Origin of the sequence: Desulfosporosinus shakirovi (genome assembly GCF_020595055.1) — a bacterium.
In the GTDB taxonomy this organism is placed as follows: domain Bacteria; phylum Bacillota; class Desulfitobacteriia; order Desulfitobacteriales; family Desulfitobacteriaceae; genus Desulfosporosinus; species Desulfosporosinus shakirovi.
The window spans coordinates 260,899-284,638 of record NZ_JAJDOO010000003.1 but is presented as its reverse complement, the minus strand read 5'-3'; the positions used below and the strand labels follow the sequence as shown (position 1 = coordinate 284,638).

General features: G+C 41.8%; 23 protein-coding genes, 1 pseudogene and 1 other annotated feature. Of the genes and pseudogenes, 19 read left to right on the top strand and 5 right to left on the bottom strand.

Annotated elements, in window-relative coordinates; translation table 11 throughout:
* From LJE72_RS04855 to LJE72_RS04825, 7 genes and pseudogenes are all read left to right on the top strand, one after another.
* Positions 1–203, top strand: a pseudogene (locus tag LJE72_RS04855) (NADH-quinone oxidoreductase subunit N); the annotation flags it as partial.
* Between the two features lie 84 nt (positions 204–287).
* Positions 288–638, top strand: a complete 351-nt coding sequence (locus LJE72_RS04850) for a nucleotidyltransferase family protein (protein ID WP_229246491.1) — start codon at positions 288–290, stop codon at positions 636–638.
* Entirely contained in the window at positions 635–1,144 is a 510-nt protein-coding gene (locus tag LJE72_RS04845; RefSeq protein WP_229246490.1) for a ribonuclease toxin HepT-like protein, read from the top strand. Before LJE72_RS04850 ends, LJE72_RS04845 begins: the two co-directional genes overlap by 4 nt.
* Positions 1,145–1,464: 320 nt before the next feature.
* The gene (locus tag LJE72_RS04840; protein WP_229246489.1) at positions 1,465–2,769 is read left to right on the top strand and encodes a homocysteine S-methyltransferase family protein; all 1,305 of its coding nucleotides are present in this window, start codon (positions 1,465–1,467) and stop codon (positions 2,767–2,769) included.
* A gap of 425 nt (positions 2,770–3,194) precedes the next feature.
* Complete coding sequence (locus LJE72_RS04835) at positions 3,195–3,392, top strand: DUF3102 domain-containing protein (RefSeq protein WP_312038895.1); 198 nt, start codon at positions 3,195–3,197, stop codon at positions 3,390–3,392.
* A gap of 197 nt (positions 3,393–3,589) precedes the next feature.
* On the top strand, positions 3,590–4,747 hold the full coding sequence (locus LJE72_RS04830; RefSeq protein ID WP_229246488.1) for a cache domain-containing protein: 1,158 nt from the start codon (positions 3,590–3,592) through the stop codon (positions 4,745–4,747).
* Between the two features lie 423 nt (positions 4,748–5,170).
* Entirely contained in the window at positions 5,171–6,061 is an 891-nt protein-coding gene (locus tag LJE72_RS04825) for a formate/nitrite transporter family protein (RefSeq protein WP_229246487.1), read from the top strand.
* A gap of 128 nt (positions 6,062–6,189) precedes the next feature.
* Here the strand turns inward: LJE72_RS04825 and bshB2 are convergent, their stop codons facing one another.
* Positions 6,190–6,861, bottom strand: coding sequence for a bacillithiol biosynthesis deacetylase BshB2 (gene bshB2 / locus LJE72_RS04820; protein ID WP_229246486.1), 672 nt, complete (start codon positions 6,859–6,861; stop codon positions 6,190–6,192).
* A gap of 27 nt (positions 6,862–6,888) precedes the next feature.
* The gene (locus LJE72_RS04815; RefSeq protein WP_229246485.1) at positions 6,889–7,239 is read right to left on the bottom strand and encodes a YojF family protein; all 351 of its coding nucleotides are present in this window, start codon (positions 7,237–7,239) and stop codon (positions 6,889–6,891) included.
* Positions 7,240–7,382: 143 nt separating this feature from the next.
* Positions 7,383–7,665 (top strand) — a binding site (T-box leader).
* Positions 7,666–7,883: 218 nt separating this feature from the next.
* On the opposite strand from LJE72_RS04815, the gene LJE72_RS04810 reads away from it, so the two are divergent.
* The 8 genes from LJE72_RS04810 to LJE72_RS04775 all read left to right on the top strand — a co-directional run bounded on the left by LJE72_RS04810 (position 7,884) and on the right by LJE72_RS04775 (position 15,882).
* Positions 7,884–9,077, top strand: coding sequence for an ABC transporter substrate-binding protein (locus LJE72_RS04810; RefSeq protein WP_229246484.1), 1,194 nt, complete (start codon positions 7,884–7,886; stop codon positions 9,075–9,077).
* 15 nt (positions 9,078–9,092) lie between these two features.
* Positions 9,093–9,968 carry a branched-chain amino acid ABC transporter permease gene (locus LJE72_RS04805; RefSeq protein ID WP_229246483.1) on the top strand — a complete coding sequence of 292 codons (876 nt, stop codon included), beginning with the start codon at positions 9,093–9,095 and terminating at the stop codon, positions 9,966–9,968.
* Between the two features lie 54 nt (positions 9,969–10,022).
* Positions 10,023–11,015: a branched-chain amino acid ABC transporter permease gene (locus LJE72_RS04800; protein ID WP_229246501.1), complete on the top strand. Its 993-nt coding sequence runs from the start codon at positions 10,023–10,025 to the stop codon at positions 11,013–11,015.
* A 14-nt stretch (positions 11,016–11,029) separates the two neighbouring features.
* Complete coding sequence (locus tag LJE72_RS04795; protein ID WP_229246482.1) at positions 11,030–11,797, top strand: ABC transporter ATP-binding protein; 768 nt, start codon at positions 11,030–11,032, stop codon at positions 11,795–11,797.
* A complete protein-coding gene (locus tag LJE72_RS04790) occupies positions 11,790–12,506 on the top strand; it encodes an ABC transporter ATP-binding protein (protein ID WP_229246481.1) in 717 nt (238 codons plus the stop codon). Before LJE72_RS04795 ends, LJE72_RS04790 begins: the two co-directional genes overlap by 8 nt.
* 443 nt (positions 12,507–12,949) lie before the next feature.
* Entirely contained in the window at positions 12,950–14,038 is a 1,089-nt protein-coding gene (locus LJE72_RS04785) for a TRAP transporter substrate-binding protein (protein ID WP_229246480.1), read from the top strand.
* Between the two features lie 21 nt (positions 14,039–14,059).
* A complete protein-coding gene (locus tag LJE72_RS04780; protein WP_229246479.1) occupies positions 14,060–14,572 on the top strand; it encodes a TRAP transporter small permease in 513 nt (170 codons plus the stop codon).
* A complete protein-coding gene (locus LJE72_RS04775) occupies positions 14,569–15,882 on the top strand; it encodes a TRAP transporter large permease (RefSeq protein WP_229246478.1) in 1,314 nt (437 codons plus the stop codon). The genes LJE72_RS04780 and LJE72_RS04775 overlap by 4 nt, the downstream gene beginning before the upstream one ends.
* A 186-nt stretch (positions 15,883–16,068) precedes the next feature.
* On the opposite strand, the gene LJE72_RS04770 is transcribed toward LJE72_RS04775, so the two are convergent.
* From LJE72_RS04770 to LJE72_RS04760, 3 genes are read right to left on the bottom strand one after another with little or no spacing between them, the layout of a single operon-like run.
* Complete coding sequence (locus tag LJE72_RS04770) at positions 16,069–17,532, bottom strand: sensor histidine kinase (protein ID WP_229246477.1); 1,464 nt, start codon at positions 17,530–17,532, stop codon at positions 16,069–16,071.
* Complete coding sequence (locus LJE72_RS04765; RefSeq protein WP_229246476.1) at positions 17,522–18,196, bottom strand: response regulator transcription factor; 675 nt, start codon at positions 18,194–18,196, stop codon at positions 17,522–17,524. Before LJE72_RS04765 ends, LJE72_RS04770 begins: the two co-directional genes overlap by 11 nt.
* A 27-nt stretch (positions 18,197–18,223) precedes the next feature.
* Positions 18,224–18,772 carry a ubiquitin gene (locus LJE72_RS04760; RefSeq protein ID WP_229246475.1) on the bottom strand — a complete coding sequence of 183 codons (549 nt, stop codon included), beginning with the start codon at positions 18,770–18,772 and terminating at the stop codon, positions 18,224–18,226.
* Positions 18,773–19,253: 481 nt separating this feature from the next.
* Here LJE72_RS04760 and hgcA point away from each other — a divergent pair, with 481 nt between their 5' ends.
* The 4 genes from hgcA to LJE72_RS04740 all read left to right on the top strand — a co-directional run bounded on the left by hgcA (position 19,254) and on the right by LJE72_RS04740 (position 23,565).
* Positions 19,254–20,252: a mercury methylation corrinoid protein HgcA gene (gene hgcA / locus LJE72_RS04755; RefSeq protein WP_229246474.1), complete on the top strand. Its 999-nt coding sequence runs from the start codon at positions 19,254–19,256 to the stop codon at positions 20,250–20,252.
* A gap of 24 nt (positions 20,253–20,276) precedes the next feature.
* On the top strand, positions 20,277–20,576 hold the full coding sequence (gene hgcB, locus LJE72_RS04750) for a mercury methylation ferredoxin HgcB (RefSeq protein ID WP_229246473.1): 300 nt from the start codon (positions 20,277–20,279) through the stop codon (positions 20,574–20,576).
* A gap of 711 nt (positions 20,577–21,287) precedes the next feature.
* Positions 21,288–21,641: a hypothetical protein gene (locus LJE72_RS04745; RefSeq protein ID WP_229246472.1), complete on the top strand. Its 354-nt coding sequence runs from the start codon at positions 21,288–21,290 to the stop codon at positions 21,639–21,641.
* Positions 21,642–21,954: 313 nt separating this feature from the next.
* The gene (locus tag LJE72_RS04740) at positions 21,955–23,565 is read left to right on the top strand and encodes a hypothetical protein (protein WP_229246471.1); all 1,611 of its coding nucleotides are present in this window, start codon (positions 21,955–21,957) and stop codon (positions 23,563–23,565) included.
* The last annotated feature ends 175 nt before the right edge of the window (positions 23,566–23,740 follow it).

Below are 23,740 nucleotides of genomic sequence, written 5' to 3'. Positions count from 1 at the left end.
TCATGAGTATGATTTCCGTATACTATTATCTCTCAGTGATTAAGGTCATGTTCCTCGCCGAAGGGGAGGGCTTACCGGATGTTCCAGTCCATGGAGCGATGAAGTTTACGATGGTCTTTACCATGCTCATAACCATAGCAATTGGTCTATACCCAACCCCTCTCGCTCAGATGGCGATTGCGGCAGCTCAGAGTTTATTTTGAGTTAGGTGTCGTCTGCGACTATTGTCCCTTTGGCTCACTTATGGTATGGTATATATAGGAAAATGTTGTGATGGAGGACAGACTATGGACATAACTCCATACGTCGAAGGGCATAAATCGAGAATTAAAGATGAGGAACAAAGGCGCTTAACTTACTATAAGAAAGCATATGAAAGAGCGGAGAAAATCGCTGAGGCTCTCAGAGAAGAATTTCCCAATATTGAAGTATATCTTATTGGTTCACTGACGACGAATGCATTTGACATGGATTCCGATATTGACATCGCGGTGAAACAACTGGCGGAAGAGGATTATTTTAAGGCATATCGAATTGCCGAAGATATTGCAGAACCTTTTCCTCTGGATTTCATACAATTTGAATTTGCTCAAGAATCCATGAAAGAGCGTATTCTTAGGGATGGGGTGAGGGTATGACGGGGAAAGAGAAGAAACGAGTTCAGTACAAAAGGCTTATTGTAGATATTAAAGACGATTTAAAATCGATTGGAAAAATAACAGATGACATTATAGGGATGACTCAAGTCTTGGAAAGTGAGAATGGGATAGTACGGGGATCTGATTTGATGGCCTGTGCGGGGTATTTACATCATTACTATACTGGTATCGAATCAATTTTTGAGCGTATTTCCAGAGTTTTTGATGGAGGCTTGACATCAGGCGGAGACTATCATCGGGAGTTATTACGCTCTATGACTATTGAGATTCCGGATGTACGACCGAGTATAATCTCACGTGATTTAGCAGAGGAATTAGATGAATATCGACGTTTTCGTCATATGTTTAGGCATTCCTATGGCTCAGAGCTTCGTTGGCGCAAAATGGAACCCTTAGCGAAGGGGATAGATTCATTGACAAAGGTTCTAGTTGAAAGGATGTCCGAGTTTATGCAGTTTGTAGACAAATTGAGTAATTCCATCTAATAACTCAAGGGTCGTTTTTCAGAATTCGATATTTCTCCTGTATGGGGTTTCTCGTTTTGATGACGTGAAGTCCTTATTTTTTTTGGGCGTGATGCTCTTTTAAACGAGTAGTCTTGGTTTGGTTGTTATGATTTAGTAGAGTACGAATTTAGAGATTAATTGGAAAAATAAAGCTAAACTTAAATATTCCGAAGGAAAATATCAAACTGATTAGATTATGACAGGGGATAATCTAAAAGTAGAGAATTCTTTAGAGATAAGGTATAGTTTAGTATAATTAACAGCACTTTCATCTATCTATTTTTCAAGGAGGTCAAGTCATGAAAAGTTTTCTAAGTTCCATCGAGGAAAAGGTTTTACTATATGATGGTTCTAAAGGGGTTATGCTTCAAAAGAGAGGTTTAAAAGGTAACGAGGCTTCAGAATCATGGAATTTATCAAAACCGGATGAGGTTAAAAATCTATATAGTTTATACAAAAATGCAGGGTCTGACGTAATTCAAACCAATACTTTCCCAGGCAATAGAATTACCTTAGATAAGCATAGTTTAGGGGATAAAACTTATCAAGTAAATTTCGAGGGCGTTAAATTAGCTAAAGAAGTTGCCGGGGATAACACTTATGTCGCCGCTTCAGTGGGTCCTACGGGTATGATATTAGAACCCGCGGGGGATTTAAGTTTTGATAAAGCCTACAGTATTTTTAAAGAGCAATTAAGGGCAATAGAAGATGCAGGTGCAGATGTCGTTAATTTTGAAACTTTTACGGATTTAAATGAATTAAGGGCTGCTATATTAGCAGCTAAAGAAACCACAAGTCTGCCAATTATTGCCTCAGCAACATTTAATGACAACAGTAGAACCCTATCGGGTAATTCGGCAGAAGTATGTGCTCTAGTATGTGAATCATTAGGAGTGGCAGTAATGGGTGCTAATTGCTCGGGCGGTCCTGATAGTTTGCTTGAACCCATTAAAAAAATGCATTCGGTGGCATCTATTCCTCTTTCAGTAAAGGCAAATGCCGGGATGCCTGTATTATTGAATGGAGAGGCAGTCTATAAGCAAGAACCAGACCAATTTAGTTCGTATACAAAAGAATTTGTAGAGAATGGAGTAAGGCTTATTGGCGGATGTTGTGGAACGACTCCGGAATTTATAAGTGCCATAAAGAAAGAACTTGATGGGGTCAAAGCACCGAATTTAGATATAAAATCCAGTTCAACTATTACTTCTGCCTTTAATTATCTGGTGTTTTCGAAAGACAAGGAATATGCGGTTGAAGAACTTTCTTTTAAAGAAGATACTACTGTAAATATGTTAAAAAACGGTGACTTTTATAACTTATTACAAGATTATAAAACAGCAAATATGGATTATCTTTTAATTGATTTTAGTAATATGAATGAATTGTTTGATGTATGGGGATTTATCAGCACCATTAGCTTTTTAATTAAAAAACCATTAATCATTAAATGTGAATCAATCGAAATCCTTGATAAATTTCTGAGATATTATCCCGGAAAGGTCGGAGTAGTTCTGTCAGATAATACAAAAATTCCTCTTTCTCAAATAAAACACTACGGTGCTTTGATTCTTAATGATAAATTAGAACCTATAACCATTTGATACCTCTAGGACATAAGAACACCGAAATTAGGCCTGATTTCGGTGTTCTTATATGCTTGTTACATCAACGGTGAAGGTTTTCTTTAGTATCAGAACAGGGTATATTATACAAAGAGAATAATAATAACGAGTAAAAGGAATGAACGGCAACCAGAATATTAGGATTTTCCGCCTTAATATCCAACTCAGACTTTGGGCAATCCGACAAGGGTGGATTGGCGCTATAGCCCTCACGCTTGTCTGGGGCTCGGCATATCCTATAGCGGGATCTGAAAAGCCATTCTATAAAGGGATTGGCAGCCGGTATGAGGATGGAAATTTCCAACGACGCCCGAGCAAATCCCGTCCGAGGTTAACTTTATCAAGGAACAAAGCAGCAAAATGCTGCGTAGATGCCGTTGGGATCGGACGGCTTTTGACGGGAAATCAAAGAGCTGGCACCCCATGGGGAGTGGCTCAAATGGCTGACAGAATCAGTGAGTTACTCCCCCCGTCGGGGAAGAGAGGCCAAATGGTGCATCGATGCAACATTTGATTTTAACTCCATGTACACGGTTTTTGATGCCAAAGGCTGTTTTTTTATGCACATATTGATTAAGAAAACTACCCTTAAACCCTTGTAAAGTCTTGACTTTTCGATAAATTAGCAAGACCTAAGTAGTAATATTTATAGAGTAGACTATTAGAGAAGGTATTTTCAACATAATTTGCGAATTAATTAATTAATAAATATTCTAACACTTTTTATAAATATTTTTAGAATACCCACTCTATTGAGGTTCGAAAAAACAATAATGAAGTCGACGAAAGAGGTGATTGCGTGCGTTCGCTTAAACATCAAATCCTAATATTATTGCTGGGTTCGCTCTTTTTGCTGGCAGTTTGCTTCCTCGCAGTTCTTGGCTGGTATATGAAAGACCGCGTTGTGGCGGCGACTATAATAAAAGCGCAAACAGATTTAACAACCTGTGGAGAAATCATTGATAAGACATATCCTGGCTCATGGTCAGTGCAAGAGGGGAACCTTTATAAAGGAACTACTAAGATCAACCTTAATAATGACCTGGTCGATTATTTGTCGCGCCTTACGGGGGACACAGTGACCATATTTTTGGGGGATACAAGGGTAGCGACCACGGTACTTGGTTCAAACGGTGAACGTGTGATTGGGACCAAGGTTTCTGCTAATGTAGCCCAGACAGTACTGGAGGATGGTCAGACTTATATAGGAGAAGCTAATGTTGTTGGCCAGTGGCACCAATCGGGTTATGCTCCATTACGAGCGGAAAACGGAAACATTATTGGGATTTTTTATGTAGGAATCTCTCATGCCTATGAACAGGAAATAATCACTCGATCTTTAATTACAATGGCGGTACTGGGATTAGCCTTAACAATTTTGATAGCACTTCTTACCTGGTTTTTCATTCAAAGAGTTATCATTAATCCCTTGCATAATATCATGTTAGGAACCAGGGATGTTGCAACCGGACACATGACTCAAAAGGTCAAAGTTTCCGGTACCAAAGAAATTGAGGAACTGGAGGATGCCTTTAACCAAATGGTGGAGCAGTTCCAGTCATTTACAGGGGAAATTAATCGGGCGACCAGCAGTAATCAAGAAAGTGAACCAATTGAAATTAATATTGGTACGGTTACAGAGTCGACCCAAGGTAGTGAGGGTGTAATCCAAACTGCCGTCACTGCTGAGCAAGAGCAAAAACCCAAACTCGATACTGCCTGGTTTATTGCAGAAGAGGAGTTGCCAAAGGGCTTGAATCAAACAACTCTTGTTCAAATAACACAATTTTTACAAACAAATCGCCGGCCTCTCTCTTCAGAGGAGGTCGCTGAAGGGGTGAAGCTGACCAGGGTAACAGTACGTCGCTATCTCGAATTCTTAGAAGACCGTGGAGTATTAATATCCAAACTTAAATACGGTATCGGCAGACCTGTAAAGTTATTTATACCTTCATAAATGTCTCCTTTTACAGACAGTCTGACAAATAGACTATAAATAAAGAAACTTAAGTAAGCGGCATGAGTTCGGTATTAAACCGGGCTCATGCCGCTTTATAACTGGGTAAGGAGATTATTACCCATGGATGGATAAGCAAAAATTCCCTATAGCTCTAATTTACAAAACTTTCGAAATATATTAATTATCCACATAACGCTTTATTTAAGTTAATATGCGTGACAGTCTTTGAGGTGAAAGATAAAGTAAATTACAGGCACCTGGTTTGCTCAGATATAATCTTAAGTTGCTGGTGCCCTCGTCAACACTTTGATTGAGAAAGGAGCAATCAAATTAAACAAAACTGTCTTAATCCTCGAGTAAAGTTCCTACTGAGAAAATCTTGCTGCTTGGAAGTTTGTTAAAGTAAAGGAGTGATAAAAAATGGAGACAAAAGGTTATTTGCCACCATCTGAAATAACTCATGCCACTATACAGGCAGGAATAAAAAAAGTAGGTATGAAATATTCAAATCAATTTATTTTGGGGATTCTTGCCGGGGCTTTTATAGCTTTTGCTGCCGAAGGCTCAAATATGGCAGCCTTCAATCTATTTGCAAAGCCAGAAACTTATGGTCTGGGGAAAGTTCTGGCAGGTGCTATCTTTGGAACAGGACTTATGTTAGTTGTATTAGCAGGTGGAGAATTGTTCACCGGGAATACAATGATTTTAGGCGGAGTCTTAGATGGCAAAGTTAAATTTAATGACATGCTTAAAAATTGGTTTTTCGTTTATAGTGGTAATTTTATTGGGGCCATACTTCTTGCCTATATGATGGTTCATTCTGGATTATACGATAGCGGTGCAAATGTTCTGGGTGGAGTGACTATTAAAATAGCAGCCTATAAAGTAGGATTGCCATTTATGTCGGCCTTCTATTTAGGAATTATGTGTAATATGTTAGTCTGCTTGGCAGTTTGGATGGCATATGGAGCAAAGGACATGGTAGGCAAAATACTTGCAATTTTCTTCCCGATATGGCTTTTCATCACATCCGGTTTTGAACACAGCATAGCAAATATGTATTATATTCCCGCTGGAATATTGGCAAAGGCAAATCCAAGTTGGGTAGCTGAATCTCATCTTACTCCTCAAGTGCTAGCAAGCTTAAATTGGGGGACCTTTATAACCAATAATTTGATTCCTGTAACTCTTGGAAACATTGTTGGGGGATCAATTTTTGTGGCTGGAGTTTATTGGTTTGTTTATATAAAAAATAACGTAAATCAAGAACATGTATCGCTAAATCAGTCAAGGTCAAATGCCGCTAAGTAAAATAGCCGCATAAAGCAAAATTCCTCCCCCTAAAAGGGGGAGGAATGCTAATCAAAAAAGCTTTAAGTATATTGAGCTGTCTATTGAGCAGGTTTTTATAGAATATACTTGTGAAGACTTCTTAATTCTTACGAAAAATGGTAAGTCCAGAAAGATTCACGCTTGAGCATATGGCTATATGAGTTTTTGGATGATGGATTCTTGAATTGTCCATTCCCGAGACGCGGGAGAATTACTTGGGATTGTGACCTGTGTGCTCGAATCGCAGCCAACTTCATCTCTGACACTGCACTAATATCGTTGATAATATCTGGCGCGCCGAGGATATCCTGACAGTCGAGTGCAAAAGCATGAGCGTAGACAATCGGGCGTTCCCGAACGGAAAGACGAGAGACGGCGCGGATCGTCACGTCACCTAGAGCATTGTGATCCGGATGCACTGCATATCCCGGATAATGAGTTATGACCAGAGAGGGGCGGACCTCTTTGAGGATCTGTTCAACTCTATCGGTCAATTGTTCCGGGTCTTCAAACTCAATTGTCTTATCTCGCAACCCAAGCTTAATCAGGTGTTGAATGCCGATAGCCTGACAAGCTTTCTCCAACTCTGCTTCCCGAATACTTGGCAACGATTCCCGGTTGGCAAAGAATGGCCTTCCCATATTGCGCCCCATTTGGCCCATAGTACCACAGACGTAAGTGACAGGAACACCCGATTTAGTGAATTGTGCTATGGTTCCGCCACAGCCAAACGTTTCATCGTCTGGGTGTGGGAAAACTACGAGAACGTGTTGTTCCAAGAATTATTCCTCCCACATTAATTTAATTTACAATTCAAAAGGGGATAAACTGAGTTCTAAAGCTACAGCCAGGCGCCCATCTTGATCATGACCGGCGAGCAAGAGCCGACCTTCCTGGTCTGTCTCAAAATCCGTTAGACCTTCGGCGTAAACCCAGCCCAGGTCTATCTTAAGCCCCACGCGGTATGGACCCTCACCCGTGATGATCCCGCGTTCAAAGCAGATACGACCATTGCGAATATACGCTCCCACAGTCATATTACTTTCTTTCCTATGGACGGCATAAGCTCCATTGGTCGTCTCTAAATGGAGGTAAACGTCGCGGTTAAGAAAACCGTCCAGGGCAGATTGTACAATCGATTTATTAATTGGCTCCATGAACTATCCCCACCTCACCATTGATTTCCAACTTATTATATACCACTTTTCGATTATTTTCACTGGGTGCATGCGGACAGAGCAACGACCTATTGACCTAGGAAAGAAAAACTGGTAAGATACCACCAACATAACCTATATTTTTAATTGTGATGACGGGGTAAAGTAAACGGAAGGGTCTTTTCAGGGAGGGAGCGTCATAGACTGAAAGCGCTGCTAAAGTATCAACCGTTGAAGGTTCACTCCTGAGCTGCCAGACTGAAACCCTAGGGAAAGTAGGTTTGGTCGGAGACTTCCACCGTTAAAAGGAAGGGGGTATAAGAAATAGATATTTAATTATATTTTATTTCCGTACTTGCAATGAGGAGGGGTCTTTTACAGACTCAATCTGGGTGGTACCGCGAAAAAACACTTTTCGTCCCTTGAGGGATGAGATGTGTTTATTTTTTTGTTCTTTATTCTTTAAACGAGGAGGTGAAAGGCTCAATAGATCGGATGATCTTAGTGAACCTCGTTCAACTAAAGTTGAACATAGAGAATTCGGTGGCGTAAGTCTCCAGTACGGTGGTCTCCGGTGGAGATTATCGCCGTAAGCGCAGTGGGAGTCTTGACGGTTAAATAAAAAATTGTAAGGAGAGATCTACATGAGAAAGATAACAATGAGGTTAAAAAGTAAACTATGGCTTGCACTTCTATTGGTATTAAGCCTTCTGATCAGTGCCTGCAGCCCGACCAAAGAAGCCGATGTAAAGAGTACTGGCGGCAATGAACCGTACAAAATTGGGGCAGTGTTGGATATCAGCGGAAATTCATCTTCTTTGGGAGTCCCTGAACGGGATACCTTGCTAATGATGGTTGAAAAGCTAAACGCTAATGGCGGGGTTAAAGGACATCCTATCGACTTGACTATCATGGATAACAAAAGTGACGAAACGGAAAGTGTTTTGGCAGTTAAAACGCTGATTGAGAAAGGTGCCCTTGCTATTCTAGGGGCCAGTTCGAGTGGAACCTCCATGGCCATGATTAAGACGGTTGAAAGTGAAAAGGTTCCCATGATATCCTTAGCGGCTGCCAGCAGCATCGTTGAGCCGACCAGTGAGCGGGAATGGGTCTATAAAACTGCCCAAAGCGATATTGTGATGATCAATAAGATTATTAGTTATTTAAAGAAAAACAACCAGAATAAAATAGCCTTTTTGTATATGAATAATTCCTACGGCGACAATGGGAAGAAGGCCATCTCCGCCGCTGTTAAGGATAGCGGGATCGATATTGTTGCCGAAGAAAAATTTGATGCTAATGACAAAGATATGACGCCTCAGTTAACTAAGGTTAAGGCGAGCGAGGCGCAAGTTGCGATAGTTTGGGCGATCCCACCCTCGGCTTCCATTCTGACCAAGAATTTCAAAGATATTGGCCTTTCTATTCCTTTGATTCACAGTCATGGGGTAGGCAACCAAAAATTTATTGAGCTGGCTCAGGGCGCTGCAGACGGCGTTATCTTACCCATCGGTAAACTTTCTGTGACCCAACAAATCTCAGATAATGATTCCCAGAAAAAAGTTCTGGAAAGTTATATTGCTGATTATTCGAAGAAGTACAATGCTGAGCCCAATTCCTTTGGAGGATATGCTTGGGATGCCTTCAATCTGTTAGTAAACGCTCTAGAGAAGGCTGGTCCAGATCGCGTGGCGATCCGGGATGAGTTGGAAAAAACCCAAGGATTTGTTGGAATTTCAGGAGTGTTCAACATGACCCCTCAGGATCACAACGGTCTGAAGGAAGATTCCGCAGTTTTAGTGCAGGTAGACCAAGGGAAATGGAAGCTTATAGAATAACGGGGTGTTTGATTGATGGAAGAACAACTATTACAACTTTTATTTACCGGACTGACTTTGGGAAGCATATACTCCATCATTGCGTTAACCCTGGTTACGACCTTTAATGTCACGGGTATTTTGAACTTGGCACAGGGCGAGTTTGTCGTGATTGGGGCTCTGTTGGCTGTCAGTTTGCAGGGAACAGGAATGCCTATGATTGCTGTATTTATCGTATCAGTAATCCTAGTAGCAATCTTGGGTGGATTGCTGGAGCGTCTGACAATCTACAGAGCACGAGGTGCCAGTAACCTTAGCATGCTGATAATTACTATCGGTCTCTCGATTTCTTTGCGAGGATTAGCCCTCCTTATTTGGGGAACAGAGACCTATTCTCTGCCCGCCTTTTCTAAAGGCGGGTCCATGGTCCTGGGCGGAGCTGCCTTAAATCCTCAGAGTATCTGGATTTTTGCTCTGGTTGGGGTTACCCTGACTGGGTTATATGGCTTTTTTGGGCATACCTTTTGGGGCAAAGCGGTCAAAGCTTCGGTTTATAACCAAACAGGAGCAAGGCTTCAGGGCATAAACTTGAATACCATCTCCTTTTTAGCCTTTGTGGCTGCTGGTGGTCTAGGGGCAGCGGCTGGGGTGAGCATCGGTCCAATTACCATGGTGACGTATGATATGGGGTTCATGTTGGGTGTGAAGGGTTTTGTGGCCGCCGCTATCGGGGGTTTGAGCAATGTCGGCGGCGCAGTTATAGGGGGTATTCTCTTGGGTATTCTGGAGTCCTTCAGCTCTGGACTCATATCTTCCGGGTTAAAAGATGCCATTTCCATGATTATTTTATTGGGTGTACTCCTGTTTCGGCCTGAGGGAATTATTGGGGCTATAAGAGAGAGAAAGATATGATTGCAAACCCCAGCTTGAAGAGAGGATGAGTTGAACGAAAGGCATGGTTATAAAATGAAACTAAAAAATTATCGAGGATTTATCATCCTGTTGCTGCTGCTTATAATTCCTCTGGTGGCAGAAAGCAATTACTTGTACAGCACGCTAGTCATCATCGGTCTTTATGCGATCATCGTACAAGGCTTAGGGATTTTGATGGGATATGCTGGTCAGGTCTCCTTTGGGCATGCTGCTTTCTTCGGCTTGGGTGGATACACAGCAGCTATAATATCGACGCGGTTTCACTGGCCCACACTTTTGGCGCTTTTGGCCTCAGCAATACTTCCGGGAATCATTGCCGGACTCATCGGCCGACAGACCCTCAAGCTGCGTGAACTTTATCTAGCCTTAGCGACGCTCAGTTTTGGAATTTTAGTTCATATTTTCTTCAATGAGGGTGGGGAACTGACAGGTGGACCGTCAGGAATGAGCGGAATCCCCAATCTTTCCATCGGAAGTTTTGAGTTTGACAGTGATCAGAAATTCTATCTGCTTGTTTGGCTTATTTTGTTGATGTTGTTAATAGGAATCTATAATCTGGTCCATTCACGGACCGGCAGAGCACTCTGCTCGATTCGAGAAAGTGAATATGCAGCAGAAAATGCAGGTATTGACTGTGCTCGGCTTAAGTTGCAGGCCTTCGTCTTCAGTGCTTTGCTGGCTGGACTTGCTGGGGGATTATATGCTTTTTATGTTAGTTTCATCAGTCCGTCTCCGTTCAGTTTTCATACTTCAGTCCAATTTGTCTTAATGGCGGTAATCGGGGGGTTGGGCACTTTTTGGGGACCGGTAATAGGAGCGGTCGTGGTGGTTGCCTTAAACGAATTACTGCGCGAAATTGTGCCTTTATTAATACCTGGGGCAGGCGGCGAATATCAGATTATCATTTACGGAGTAATTCTGGTGGGCCTGATGATTTTTCAACCTAAAGGGTTAAGCGGGATGGGTCAATACTTCAGAATACCTCTCAAAAAGCAGTTAAAGGCGGACGTTAAAATAAGAGGATGAAAGGGGGATTATGAATGCTTCTTGAGTTAAGTGGGGTTACCAAACATTTTGGCGGTATTGCTGCGGTTAAGGATATTGGGTTTAGGGTGGCTGAAGGAAGCATTGTTGCTCTGATTGGTCCTAACGGTGCAGGAAAAACCACACTCTTTAATATTATTACCGGGACGCTGCCACCGGAGAAGGGTTTGATCGTCATAAAAGGCAGGGATATAGTAGGTCTTAAACCCTTTGAGATTGCTTCTGCCGGTATCACCAGGACCTTTCAAAATCTGCAACTTTTCAGCAACATGACGGTGTTGGAAAACGTTATGGCTGGAGCACATCTTAGAAGCAAAAAAGGTTTTCTGCGTTCATTCTTCACCTTTCCGGGAAATTGCCGTGAAGAAAGAAAGATCAGGGAGGAATCCCTGACTTTACTCGAAGACATTGGGCTGGTGGAGACTGCCGGACTTTTTGCCTCCGAGTTACCCTTCGGAAAACAAAGACTCTTGGAAATAGCCAGAGCGTTGGCTTCTCATCCTGCGTTGGTACTGCTTGATGAACCTGCGGCTGGCTTAAACCCCGCAGAAACAGAGATCCTGACAGGGTATCTAAAGGAACTTAAGACGAAAGGAACCGCTATGATCCTGATTGAACACGACATGCAAACGGTGATGGAAGCTGCCGACAGGATCGTTGTCTTAAATTTTGGACAAATGATCGCGGAAGGTACGCCCGCGGAAATCCAGGCAAATACAGAGGTCATTAAAGCATATCTTGGAGAGGATGAAAAGATTGCTTAGAATTAAGAACCTGGGTGTTTATCATGGCTACGTACAGGCCATCAGAGAGCTGTCCCTAGAGGTCAAAGAAGGAGAACTGCTGGCTGTTTTAGGAGCAAATGGGGCAGGGAAAAGTACTCTGTTAGGGACTGTAGCCGGCCTGTACAAGCCGACTGCAGGGGAAGTTATTTTTAAAGGTAAATCAATTACCGGCCAAAAAACGGAACAGGTTGTTAGGCAAGGCATAAGCCTTGTTCCGGAAAAAAGAGAAATCTTCAGCTCTTTGAGTGTCCTTGATAACCTCATGTTGGGAGCTTTCCATCGTTATCGAAAAGATAAGCCAGTATTAATGAACGATATTCAAGAAATACTAGAGCTATTTCCGGCTTTAAAAGGCAGAGAGAGTGATCAGGCGGGCAGTTTAAGCGGTGGTTTACAGCAGATGTTGGCAATTGGCAGGGGCTTAATGTCTCGGCCTGCCCTCCTAATGCTCGATGAACCTTCGATTGGGCTGGCTCCATTGGTAGTTCGGGAGATAATGTCTATTCTGGTCAAGTTAAAAAACACCGGCGTCACGATAATCCTTGTAGAACAGAATACCAAATCCGCCCTAAAAGTGGCGGACAGCGTCTTAGTGATGGAAAGAGGCGGTATTACCCATAGTGGTAATTCTCTGGATATCATTGCGGACTCATCTATTCAAGAGGCATACTTGGGGCGGGCTCGTTAGCTCATAGATTGCTTTAGGAAAAGAAACGGCTAAAAGGTACTGTGACGATATAGAAAGCCCTCCTGTTACCGAAGTTCAAGGTAGGGAGGGTTATGGGAGGTCGCTGTTTGTCTTCCAGCTAATCATCGCAGGTTTTAAAAACTTCTGAAATAATAACTAGATTTTTACAAAGAAGTGTGGTATTTTAATGTAGAATATTATAGTAGTGTTAAGTGTCCTTGAGTAGATGGATTTTCTGCAGGTGTGTAGGATATGTAGGGTAGTTGTAAGGGTAGGTAACGGTTGTTTCATACTGTGTAGGATAGTTGTAGGGTGGTAGAATTATGGATGTGGTTTATTCCCTGTATCCGTTTATTTTGTTGCGGATTTAGGGCGATTCCCAGTTTTTCTAACTCCTAGTGGGAGTTTTTTTTATTGTTTAAAACATATAAGGAGAGATGATTGTGAAAAAAGGATTATACAAATCAATTAAGTTAAGGTCAATTGGGAAAGGAATTTTATTAGGGGCACTGGCACTGAATTTGCTCTTTGTTTCGGGATGTGGACAGACAGCATCTGCTCCTGCTGAAACAAAATCTCAAACAGTCGAGTTAAAGTTGGCCCATTTCTTTCCTGCTACACACCCAGCTGAGAAAGAGTTAGTGCAGCCATGGGCCAAGGCGATCGACGCTGCAACTGAGGGCAGAGTAAAGATTACCAGTTACCCGGGACAGACACTTTTACAGGCTGACGGGGTTTATGACGGAGTGGTCAATGGTGTGGCAGATTTGGGTCTTTCTTGTTTTTCCTATACTCGGGGCAGTTTTCCGGTATCGGAGGTTTTTGAACTGCCGGGTATTAAGTACGTCAATTCCAAGGCTGCAAGTAAAGTTGCTTGGGAAGGGATCAAACAAATTAATCCTAAGGAGGTCCAAGACACAAAGTTGATGATGGTGTTTACAACAGGCCCTGGGGATTTATATACTAAAGAACCTGTACGTGCACTTAAGGATTTGAAAGGATTAGAAATCAGAGCTACAGGTCTTAGCGCTAAAAGTCTTGCGGCTCTGGGAGCTACGCCAGTGGCAATGGCTCAATCTGAAGCCTACGAAGCATTATCGAAGGGCGTCGTAAAGGGAAATCTAGGTCCGGTAGAAGTTCTGCAGGGTTGGAAGCAGGCGGAAGTAACCAAGTATGTAACCTTTTCCCCTTTCTTATACAATAATTTGTTCTATATCACCATGAACCAAAGCAAATGGGACTCCTTGGACCCTAAAGATCAGAAAGCAATTGAAACGGTAAATGAAAAGTTCTTTGAAGAAGTTGCCATGGGTTTGTGGGATGCACAAGATGAATCTGCGTTAAAGTATGCTGCTGAAAAAGGGATGGAAGTTATTACCCTTTCTCAAGCAGAACAGGATCAATGGATTAGTTTAATAAAACCCATTCAGGATGATTATGTAGCCCAAATGAATCAAAAGGGAGAACCAGGACAAGAAATCTTAGATAAAGTGAAAAGTCTTGCGGATCAATATAATAAAGAGTATCAGTAAATCCTGAGGGGGAATCCGGAGTTGAAACAATTAGTTGACATAGTAAAAGGAATAAGCAGTATCTTGGATAAATTAGCCGGTCTATGTTTTTTTTCCGTGATGCTGTTGATTGTAGCAAATATTATTTTACGGACAATTTTCAACCAGCCCATTTTGGGGACTTATGAGCTTGTAGGCTTTATAACAGCAATGGGGGTGGCCTTGGCTCTGGCACACTGTGCTTTTCAAGACGGGCATATTGCGGTTAGCTTTATCATAGAACACTTTACGCGGAAAACTCAATCTATTGCAGCGGTATTCGTTAATGTCACTTCTTTGATGTTGTGGACCGCTGCAGTCTGGTCCCTTGGGAAATTTGGTTATTCTATGAAGATAAAAGGGCTTGTTTCCCCTTCTGCAGAGATACCCGTTTACCCCTTTATTTATTTAGTTGCTTTCGGACTAATGGGGCTTTGCCTGGTGTTGTTGTTCAAGTCCCTGGCTTCGTTCAGAGCAGTTCTCGGGAACGATACGGCTAAGAAGGTGACACCATGAGTGTATTTTTAGTTGGGCTAATTGGGATCGCAATTTTCTTTGGCTTGGTAATAGTACGAATGCCGATTGCCTATGCCATGGCACTCGTTGGTTTTGTTGGATTCAGCTATCTTACTACTGTACCTGCGTCTTCGGACATGGTGGCCAAAGAACTGTATAATACTTTCACTTCTTATTCGCTTAGTGTTATCGCCATGTTTGTTTGGATGGGGTTTCTGGCTTATTATTCAGGAATTGGCACGAGCCTGTATGTTTTTGCCTATAAAATGGTAGGACATATGCCTGGTGGTCTGGCAATTGCAACACAAGCAGCTTGTGCAATTTTCGGAGCGATTTGTGGCTCCAATACTGCAACTGCGGCAACAATGGCAGCCATTGCACTGCCTGAGATGGATAAATATAATTATGACAAATCATTATCCACAGCCAGTATTGCTGCCGGGGGCGTTTTAGGGGTAATGATTCCCCCTAGCGTTATTTTTATTTTGTATGGCACAGCCACGGAACAGTCTGTGGGAACTCTTTTTATGGCAGGGATCATTCCTGGAATTCTGCTGATGTTCTTAAATATGGGTATGATTTACTTGCTTACTTTACGCAACCCGAGTTTGGGACCGGCTGGAAGCAAATCAAGCTGGGGAGAAAGAATTCATGCTCTTCGGGGAGGACTGGGGGAAGCCTTGGCGGTATTTATTCTTTCAATTGGCGGCCTTTTTGCCGGTTGGTTTACGCCTACTGAGGCAGGTGCGGTGGGTGCCGGTGGGATACTAATTGTCAGTCTCTTAGAAAAACGGCTAGGTTGGAAAGCACTGAAAAAGTCATTATATGATACTACTCGAACCACCGCTATGATTATGCTCATGCTTGCCGGAGCTGTGATCTTTGGTCGGTTTATGGCCGTAAGCAGAGTGCCCTTTGAACTGGCAAATTGGGTTGGAGCTCTTCCTTTGCCACCTTTTGCCATCATGGGGATGATTCTCTTCATCTACCTCATTCTAGGCTGTTTTATTGATGCTCTAGCGTTGGTTTTATTGACCATTCCTATATTTTTCCCTGTAGTGGTGGATACCTTGGGCTATGATCCCATCTGGTTTGGGGTCGTTGTAGTTTTGGTAGTAGCCATGGGTGTTATTACCCCTCCGGTAGGAATGAATGTTTATATTATTAAAGGAGTAGCTCCGGAGATCCCCTTAGAAACAATCTTTAAAGGGGTATGGCCATTTCTGGGTACCATTGTAATTTGTTTAATCTTGTTGACGCTTTTCCCGGGGATTGCTACCTATTTACCGGAGCTGTTGACGGCATCGTAAAGTTAACTCGTTCAGCTAAAACTGAACATCGAGACTTCGCTGACGTAAGTCTTCCAAAAAGGAATAGGGTAATTAGGCACTCTTCTAAATTATGAAGAGTGCCTAATTACTCTATTCCTTAGATCTTTCTAAGAAATTGTTCCATATGTGGAATATCATTTTACTCCTGTACAGTACAATCCTCGATCATGAATCGCTTGCGGTGGGGAGTACAATGGAAATTCTAGTTCCGATATCCTGCCTGCTCAAGACCTCCATGTGTCCGGCATGCCGTTCAGCGATCCACTTTGCTATGGACAGGCCCAGTCCGGTTCCGCCCGTAGCTCTGGCGCGGGATTCGTCGGCACGGAAAAACCGGTCAAAAATCTGAGGAACAGCTTCAGGAGCTATACCAATACCTTCATCTTGTACGGTCAACCGGGCATAGTTGTCTGCTCCTGAAACAGAAATAGTGATCTTTTTACCAGTGGGAGTGTATTTAATAGCATTGTCGATCAGTATCCGGACCGCCTGTTTAATAAGCCCTTTATCCGCGTTAATAAAAAAGGACATAACACTCGAACTGTATTCGTGCCCACTGTCTATCATTTGGGTTTCCCGCAGTATTTCTTCCGCAAGAGCAGATAGTTCAAAACGTTCTATTTGCAAAGCCATGGTGTTGTTGTCTCCTCGCGCCAGAAACAAAAGTTGTTCCACCAAGCCTTTCATATTCGCTGTTTCATCTTTGATGGCGTCGATAGATTCCTGCAACGTCTTTTCATCATTCTTTCCCCAGCGATCCAGCAGATTTGCATATCCCTGGATTACAGAAATTGGTGTCCTTAGCTCATGGGACGCATCTGACACAAAGCGCACCTGAGAGCGGTAGGAATCATTAATTCGGTCTAACATCCCGTTAATGGCAGAAGCCAGAGTTTTAAGTTCGCTTTGAGTATCGCCCACTGAAATTCTTGTATCTAGCCTTGTAGCATTGATGTTGTCCAACTTACCTGCCAGAGCTTCCAGTTGTTCCGGAGTAAAGACGCCGTCAGTATTCAGATGCTGCGCAGCTTTAGCTAATTCTTCAATGGGACGGAGGGTTTCTCGGATGCTTCTAGCGCCTGAGAAGATGCTATTGAAGAGCATTAAAAGCTCCAGCATCAATAGAATAGCAAATATCCCTGCAAATATGAGCAGGGTCTCCTGAAGACGGATGGAAATAAGATAAGAACCTCCGCGATCATCAATGATGGTGTTATAAGTAATATCCTCTGAATCTTCCCAAAAAGGGAAGCCTTTCGAATCCGGCAGGTCGATACTCCTTACACCGGATATACTGTGTTTGGAAATGAGGGACTGCAAACTTTCGGGCAGTTTAAATCCTTCCGGTTCGCCTGTCTGAAGAACAACTCTGTATCCGGAAAGCTCCAGCCAGTTTTCCGCATCCGTGGCAGGCAGTCCTGTTTGCTTCAGCATTTGGGCTGTCGAAGCCACAGTCTGTTCGGCGTGAACTACTAGCCCTGCTGTGGATACCAGACACATAACCACATCCAGAGTCACAAACATTGCCAGCAAACGAAAAAATAGTCTGAGGTTTAGCTTCCATACAAGAGAAAACCGTATTTTATCGCCAATACGGTTAGTGGGATTGTTTACCGACTCATTTTCCATCCTTAATCACATACCCCACTCCCCTTACGGTATGAATCAATTTGAGGTCGAACACCTCGTCAATTTTTCCGCGCAGAAAACGCACGTAAACATCGACGGCGTTGGTTTCTCCCTGGAAATCAAAACCCCATACGTTTTCGAGCAGTGCTTCTCGTGAAATGACCAATCCTTTATTTTTCAGCAGATAGTGAAGTAGGTCAAATTCGCGTTTGGTTAGTTCGATAGGTGTTCCCATCATGGTAACCGTACGGCGACTGACGTCCAAAAGCAGGCCGGAGGCTGACAACACAGCGTCCTCCTGCACGGTTTTCCTGAGTGCGGTGCGAATCCGGGCCAGAAGCTCCTCAATGGCAAAGGGTTTAGTGATATAATCGCTTGCCCCGCTGTCAAGGCCGGAAACCTTATCCACCACACTGTCCCGCGCCGTCAGCATGATGACAGGAACGGAGGAAGTTCTGCGAATTCTGCGCAACACTTCCATGCCGCTCAACTTAGGCAACATAACATCCAGCAAAACGAGGTCGAACTCGCCTGTTTCAGCGAGTTCAAGCCCTGTTCTGCCATCAAAAGCCTTTGTTGTGGTATAGCCCTCATAGCCAAGCTCAAGCTCGACGAAACGGGCGATTTTTTCCTCATCCTCAATAATCAGTATTTTAGAACTCATTAAAGCCCCGCCATTTCAAATATTTTTTTATTTTTCCATGGACTTTTTAAGGTTTACAGCTGCATCCGCCGCGCTATTCATCGCGTCATTGACGGTGTTGTCTTTGAAATCCGGACCGTTGAAACGATAGCGAAAACCAAAGAATAGTCCAATGATAATCAGTGGAATAGTAATCCAAGGGGCGAAGATCAACAGCAAGGCAAAGCCAGTGACAGGGGTAGAAGCTTTGCTTTCCTCACCTTTGAGCACTTCAAAGGAATTTGAGTTGCCCTTGCGGATTAACTTCATGCAAAATGCTCCGAATTTTTTAATCAGAGAAGTAAAGCTTGTTCCAGCGTCACAGTTCTTTGCTTGCTTTTCCCAGCATGCTTCTTTGTAGGCGCCTGTGATTGTTTCCGCAGTTTTTTGGCTGCTGTAATAACCGCCTCCGCTTGGTGAGTTTACCTTACCTTGTTTCTCCAGGTAGATAATGGCTTCTAGCAAATCTCCGTTTGCTGCATCTAAAGCGACCTTTGCCTCGTCATAGGTTACATTTGCCATGGCACGCAGTTTTTCCACTTGTTCTAGGGTTGTCATAAAATTTCCTCCTTGGTGTTTTGTGATGTAATTGAGTATGTTTGTATTCTAACCCAAAAGACTTCAAGGAGAATTTGTTAAAAATTAAAATCAGATTAAAAAAATTCTATCTCATAACCAGGGGCTTTTCAAGACACTCTTATTTCAACTTCTCCGTCCGGTGGCCTTAATCCTCCGGATCTTATTGTTTCTGCTTTTAGAAGTTTGTCACTTGACAGTATCTACAATATTTTAACCATAATATTTAACTACTATGATTAAGATACTATTTCATAATTAGGATGCAGTTTCTACGCTGAGTTTAAAAATGCTTACTAAGAAGAGATAGTCCCTCGAGATTGATTGCAGCTGGATAAATCTTACTCTTATATAGACAGTTATCTATGTAAGAAGTATAATACGGTTGTGACATAGATAATTATCTATATTCCAAGCATGTCCTTTAATTATATCCTAAATCTTTTGAAGAGGTGTCGCTAATATGGAAATTTCCAGTAGAGAATTGAAAATCATCCAAACGTCAGCTGAATTAACGTTTAATGATATATTGGGGACTTGGAAGGCTCGTTGGGGAATTAACAGAATGAACTTTAAGGTGGAACCTGGACTCTATAGTGTAGGAAAACCAGATAGCAATTCTCCAGTCCTTGTTTCCGCAAATTACAAAATGAGCTTCGATAGCTTAAGAAAAGAATTGATGGAGGTCAATGCTTGGATTTTAGTGCTGGATACCAAGGGGGTCAATGTATGGTGTGCTGCCGGAAAAGGAACTTTTGGTACCCAAGAGCTGCTAAACCGAATGGCTATTGTACAACTTGAGAAGGTTGTCTCTCACAGAACGGTTATTGTACCACAGTTGGGGGCACCGGGTATAAGTGCACACGAAGTTACCAAGTTTTCTGGCTTCAAAGTGGTTTATGGCCCAGTGAGGGCCAAGGATCTCCAAGAATTTCTCAAGTCAGGAATGAAAGCAACGGCTGAAATGCGCAGGGTCAAGTTCACTGCGTATGACCGACTTGTATTGACTCCTATAGAACTTGTTGGGACTTCAAAAGTTTCCTTGATGATTTTTGGGGTGCTCTTTCTATTGAATCTACTAGGTTTAGGACCTTTTGGAATCGTTGATTTTTACGCTTATATAGGAGCAGTCATCATAGGATGTGTTTTAACTCCGGTCTTACTGCCATGGATTCCAGGCAGTCCTTTCGCGTGGAAAGGGTGGTTGTTGGGATTTATCTGGGCTGTCACGGTTAACATTCTTAATGGATGGACCGCTGTTCCTCAGTATAGTATTTTGAGAGCTCTGGGGTATATATTTATTCTGCCCCCTGTATCAGCTTATTTAGCAATGAACTTTACAGGTTCTTCGACATTCACTTCTTTTTCGGGAGTCTTGAAAGAGATGAGAAAAGCAGTTCCAATGATAATTATTTTAATTGTCGTGGGAATCCTTTTGGTTTTAGTTGATAGCTTTATTTAAACTCTAAGGAGGTTTTTGTAAGATATGAAAAATCGATATTTAAAAAATGTTGCTACTTTGAAACTTAACTCAGATCAATGCAGGGGTTGCGGCAGGTGCTTTGAGGTTTGCCCCCATAATGTATTTATAATAGAAGACAGGAAATCGGTCATTCTTGATAAGGACCGCTGTATGGAATGCGGTGCTTGCGTTAAAAACTGTCCCTTTAATGCCATTGAAGTTAAGCCGGGGGTAGGTTGTGCTTACGCTATCATTATGGGTTGGCTGACTGGAACGGAACCGAGTTGCGATTGTTCGGGCGGCAGTGGAGACAATTGTTGTTAATGTACCTATTTTCCACTCAGATGAGATCGGATTCTTCGAAATTGAACTTTATATTTTTGTTTAGAAGCACCCTTTTCCAGCTTATATAGATTTGGAATATACTTATAGCCTGCCCAATAAGCTAACCCTACAAAAAAGGTGCCACCAACGATATTGCCGAGAGTAACAGGTATTATATTCAATAGAATATGGACAAGATTGATATTTGCAATTTGATCCCCTATATGCTTTAAAATATACTTGAACAGTAAGTCTGACGACAACATAAAAGCGCAGAAATCAGGCCTATGCCTGATTTTGTCATTTAAAGTTTGCGTGAGATTAACAGACTCTAATCAACGCAAAATCTTATTGCAAAAAAGAGCGGTTTTCTATTGATATTCGTACAGAATATCGCTATAATAAGAACATAAGTTCGCATTAATTACAAATACCTGTACTGTGAGGCGAATATAATGAACGATGCATGCGTAGATTGCAACCGAAGGACCTATTGCATGGAGCCCTGTGAACAGTGGCTAATCCAGAACGGCAAGTGCCCAGTGTGTCGGAACAGACTGATACATGTAGGAGGATGTACCGAATGCATTACTGGAGATTGGGCAATGTGTGGTTAATAAGGCAGAAGTACTTAAGAAGAAGGGGCACTGAGTCCTTGGTTGTTAACTTCGAAGATCAGAATATCGTCTTGATTAATTGGAGGGTGTAAATATGCCGAATGTAACTGTAATTTGTTTTTATCTTTCCTCTTTATTGTTCTATGGAATGGGTTATTCAAAAGTCTTGCTCCTTAAGGACGTAATTACTGCACAAATGAGTACTTATGACTATACAATTTATATATCTCTAGCAACGAGCTACTTTGTTTTAGCAATCTTCTTTGCTGTCATTGGTTCCCTTATCTATTACGTTAAGATTCATAGAAAACAGGAAATCATTACAATGAATGGCTTAGAATTCAGCAGGAGATCAGACGAAAGAAGACGAGCGAGCATTCTTAAAGTAAAAGCCCAATTATCACAACCTGAGTACGGTCTGGAGTTGGAGAGAAGGATGTCTTCCTAGGAGGCATAAGGCGCTTAATCCCGACTTGTTATAAAATGCCGACTGTAAAAATGCCGCAATCAGACCCCTAGCCTGATTGCGGCATTTTTGCAGGTATCTTGTTTCCCGAGTTAAATCCCTCTTCTTAATATAAGGTTGCCCATAGCTTTTAATACATAATATTACTCTGTCAAGTAACTTGTAGCGAGCATCATCGCTTACCAGATAAAAAGGACTTTGACTACTTTTAGCGAAGTCTTTAGCAAATACCTAAAATAAACGTTAGTAATGAGGCATGGAGTCAATATAACTGGTAAAAAGAAAGGAACAAAATATGAAAACTGCAAAAGGGAACATCATTACAGCGATCATATGGATAGCACTTATCTTAATCTCGTATTACTTTTTACTAATACCTATTAACATCCAATCAATGGGCTTTTGGGCATACTTATCCATAATGCTTCTTTTAGGCTCCGGGTTATTTCTGTTCCCTCAGTTTGCAATACAAAATAATAAGATCATCTTAAGTAAACAAGTATCCACATCATCTTATCTACTCATTGCGTCAGTGCTGATATTAGTCGTCGGCGGAGTAGTTGCAATTTACTCTATGCCACTATTACATGCCCAACAATACGCAAATCTAATTGAAAAGCAGGAAGGTAATTTTTCAGAAGTTGTTACAGAAATAGCGTTTGATCAAGTCCCAACAGTTGATAGAGATACGGCTCAAAGACTAGGGGATAGAAAAATGGGTGAGATTGTTGAATTGGTCTCACAATTTAGCGTAGCTTCGGATTATACTCAAATCAACTACCACGGAAAACCGGTTAGAGTCTCTCCCTTGGAATACGCTGGGTTCTTTAAATGGCTCAATAATAAGGAAGCCGGAATTCCAAATAATATTATGGTCGATATGATTAATGGAGAAGTAACTTTAGAAAAACCAAAACAAAATATCATGTATTCTGAAAGTGAACGGTTTGGCAGTAATCTAAAACGATTCTTAAGATTTAATTATATGACCGATATTTTTGGAGACTTCAGCTTTGAAGTAGACGAAGAAGGAACGCCTTATTGGATTGTAGCTGTACATGAAAAGAAAATCGGTCTTTTTGGTGGGACTGATGTAAAAAATGTAATTATGCTAAATGCTTCAACAGGAGAGCATCAAAAAATAAGTATAGAAGATGTTCCAACATGGGTTGATAGGGTCTTTGAGTCCGAACTAGTGCTAGAACAAGTTAATTATAATGGAAAATATCAAGGCGGGTTTTTGAATTCGATATTTGGACAACGAGGGGTTCTGGCGACAACCGATGGATACAATTATCTGGCGATTAATGATGACGTATATTTGTATACGGGAATAACATCTGTGGTGCGTGATGAATCAAATATCGGCTTTATCTTGGTCAATCTACGAACAAAAGAAACGACATTTTACAGTATACCGTCGGCTGAAGAATATTCCGCTATGGATAGTGCCCAAGGTGCAGTACAAGAGAAAGGTTATGTCTCAACTTTCCCTCTGCTTTTAAATATCAACGGAAAACCAACCTATTTCATTGCTCTAAAAGACAACGCAGGGCTTATTAAGATGTATGCTTTAGTAGATGCTGGGGACTATCAAAAAGTGATAACAGGTGTCACTGTACAAGAAACCTACGAAAAGTTTACAGTTGGAGGCGCTGGAACAATTGGTAAAGATGCACAAGTTCCCCAAGAGGAATTTGAAGTATCAGCTAAGATTACGGATATCCAAAATGTCGTTATCGAAGGGAATACGTATTACTATATTCTGTTAGAAGGACAGGGGGATGTGTTTACAGCGAATATCTCCAAATCAGAAAGATTACCCTTCCTGAAAATAGGTGAAACCATCAGCGTTAAATATGTAGAAGACAAAGAAACGGTAAATAGTATCGTAAAACTACATTAAAGGAACGCATTAAACAAGGGGGCAGGTTCAATATTTTGGATTATAGAAACCAAAATATCAAGAAATTTTGAGAGAAAGCTAATTTATTGATTTTCAAAAAGTGGAAAGAACATTAAATTTCATAAAATTAGAGCAAACAGGGCAATCTGAAGAGAGGAACCATGACAAATATTAA

What these genes read in the sequence shown, in the direction of transcription:
- LJE72_RS04850 (WP_229246491.1), top strand. Translation starts at nt 288, where the DNA reads ATGGACATAACTCCATACGTCGAAGGGCATAAATCGAGAATTAAAGAT.
- LJE72_RS04815 (WP_229246485.1), bottom strand. Translation starts at nt 7,239, where the DNA reads ATGGAGCCAATTAATAAATCGATTGTACAATCTGCCCTGGACGGTTTT.
- hgcB (WP_229246473.1), top strand. Translation starts at nt 20,277, where the DNA reads ATGAAAAATCGATATTTAAAAAATGTTGCTACTTTGAAACTTAACTCA.
- LJE72_RS04825 (WP_229246487.1), top strand. Translation starts at nt 5,171, where the DNA reads ATGGAGACAAAAGGTTATTTGCCACCATCTGAAATAACTCATGCCACT.
- LJE72_RS04795 (WP_229246482.1), top strand. Translation starts at nt 11,030, where the DNA reads ATGCTTCTTGAGTTAAGTGGGGTTACCAAACATTTTGGCGGTATTGCT.
- LJE72_RS04740 (WP_229246471.1), top strand. Translation starts at nt 21,955, where the DNA reads ATGAAAACTGCAAAAGGGAACATCATTACAGCGATCATATGGATAGCA.
- LJE72_RS04800 (WP_229246501.1), top strand. Translation starts at nt 10,023, where the DNA reads ATGAAACTAAAAAATTATCGAGGATTTATCATCCTGTTGCTGCTGCTT.
- LJE72_RS04805 (WP_229246483.1), top strand. Translation starts at nt 9,093, where the DNA reads ATGGAAGAACAACTATTACAACTTTTATTTACCGGACTGACTTTGGGA.
- LJE72_RS04775 (WP_229246478.1), top strand. Translation starts at nt 14,569, where the DNA reads ATGAGTGTATTTTTAGTTGGGCTAATTGGGATCGCAATTTTCTTTGGC.
- LJE72_RS04840 (WP_229246489.1), top strand. Translation starts at nt 1,465, where the DNA reads ATGAAAAGTTTTCTAAGTTCCATCGAGGAAAAGGTTTTACTATATGAT.
- LJE72_RS04745 (WP_229246472.1), top strand. Translation starts at nt 21,288, where the DNA reads ATGCCGAATGTAACTGTAATTTGTTTTTATCTTTCCTCTTTATTGTTC.
- hgcA (WP_229246474.1), top strand. Translation starts at nt 19,254, where the DNA reads ATGGAAATTTCCAGTAGAGAATTGAAAATCATCCAAACGTCAGCTGAA.
- LJE72_RS04810 (WP_229246484.1), top strand. Translation starts at nt 7,884, where the DNA reads ATGAGAAAGATAACAATGAGGTTAAAAAGTAAACTATGGCTTGCACTT.
- LJE72_RS04845 (WP_229246490.1), top strand. Translation starts at nt 635, where the DNA reads ATGACGGGGAAAGAGAAGAAACGAGTTCAGTACAAAAGGCTTATTGTA.
- LJE72_RS04765 (WP_229246476.1), bottom strand. Translation starts at nt 18,196, where the DNA reads ATGAGTTCTAAAATACTGATTATTGAGGATGAGGAAAAAATCGCCCGT.
- LJE72_RS04760 (WP_229246475.1), bottom strand. Translation starts at nt 18,772, where the DNA reads ATGACAACCCTAGAACAAGTGGAAAAACTGCGTGCCATGGCAAATGTA.
- LJE72_RS04770 (WP_229246477.1), bottom strand. Translation starts at nt 17,532, where the DNA reads ATGGAAAATGAGTCGGTAAACAATCCCACTAACCGTATTGGCGATAAA.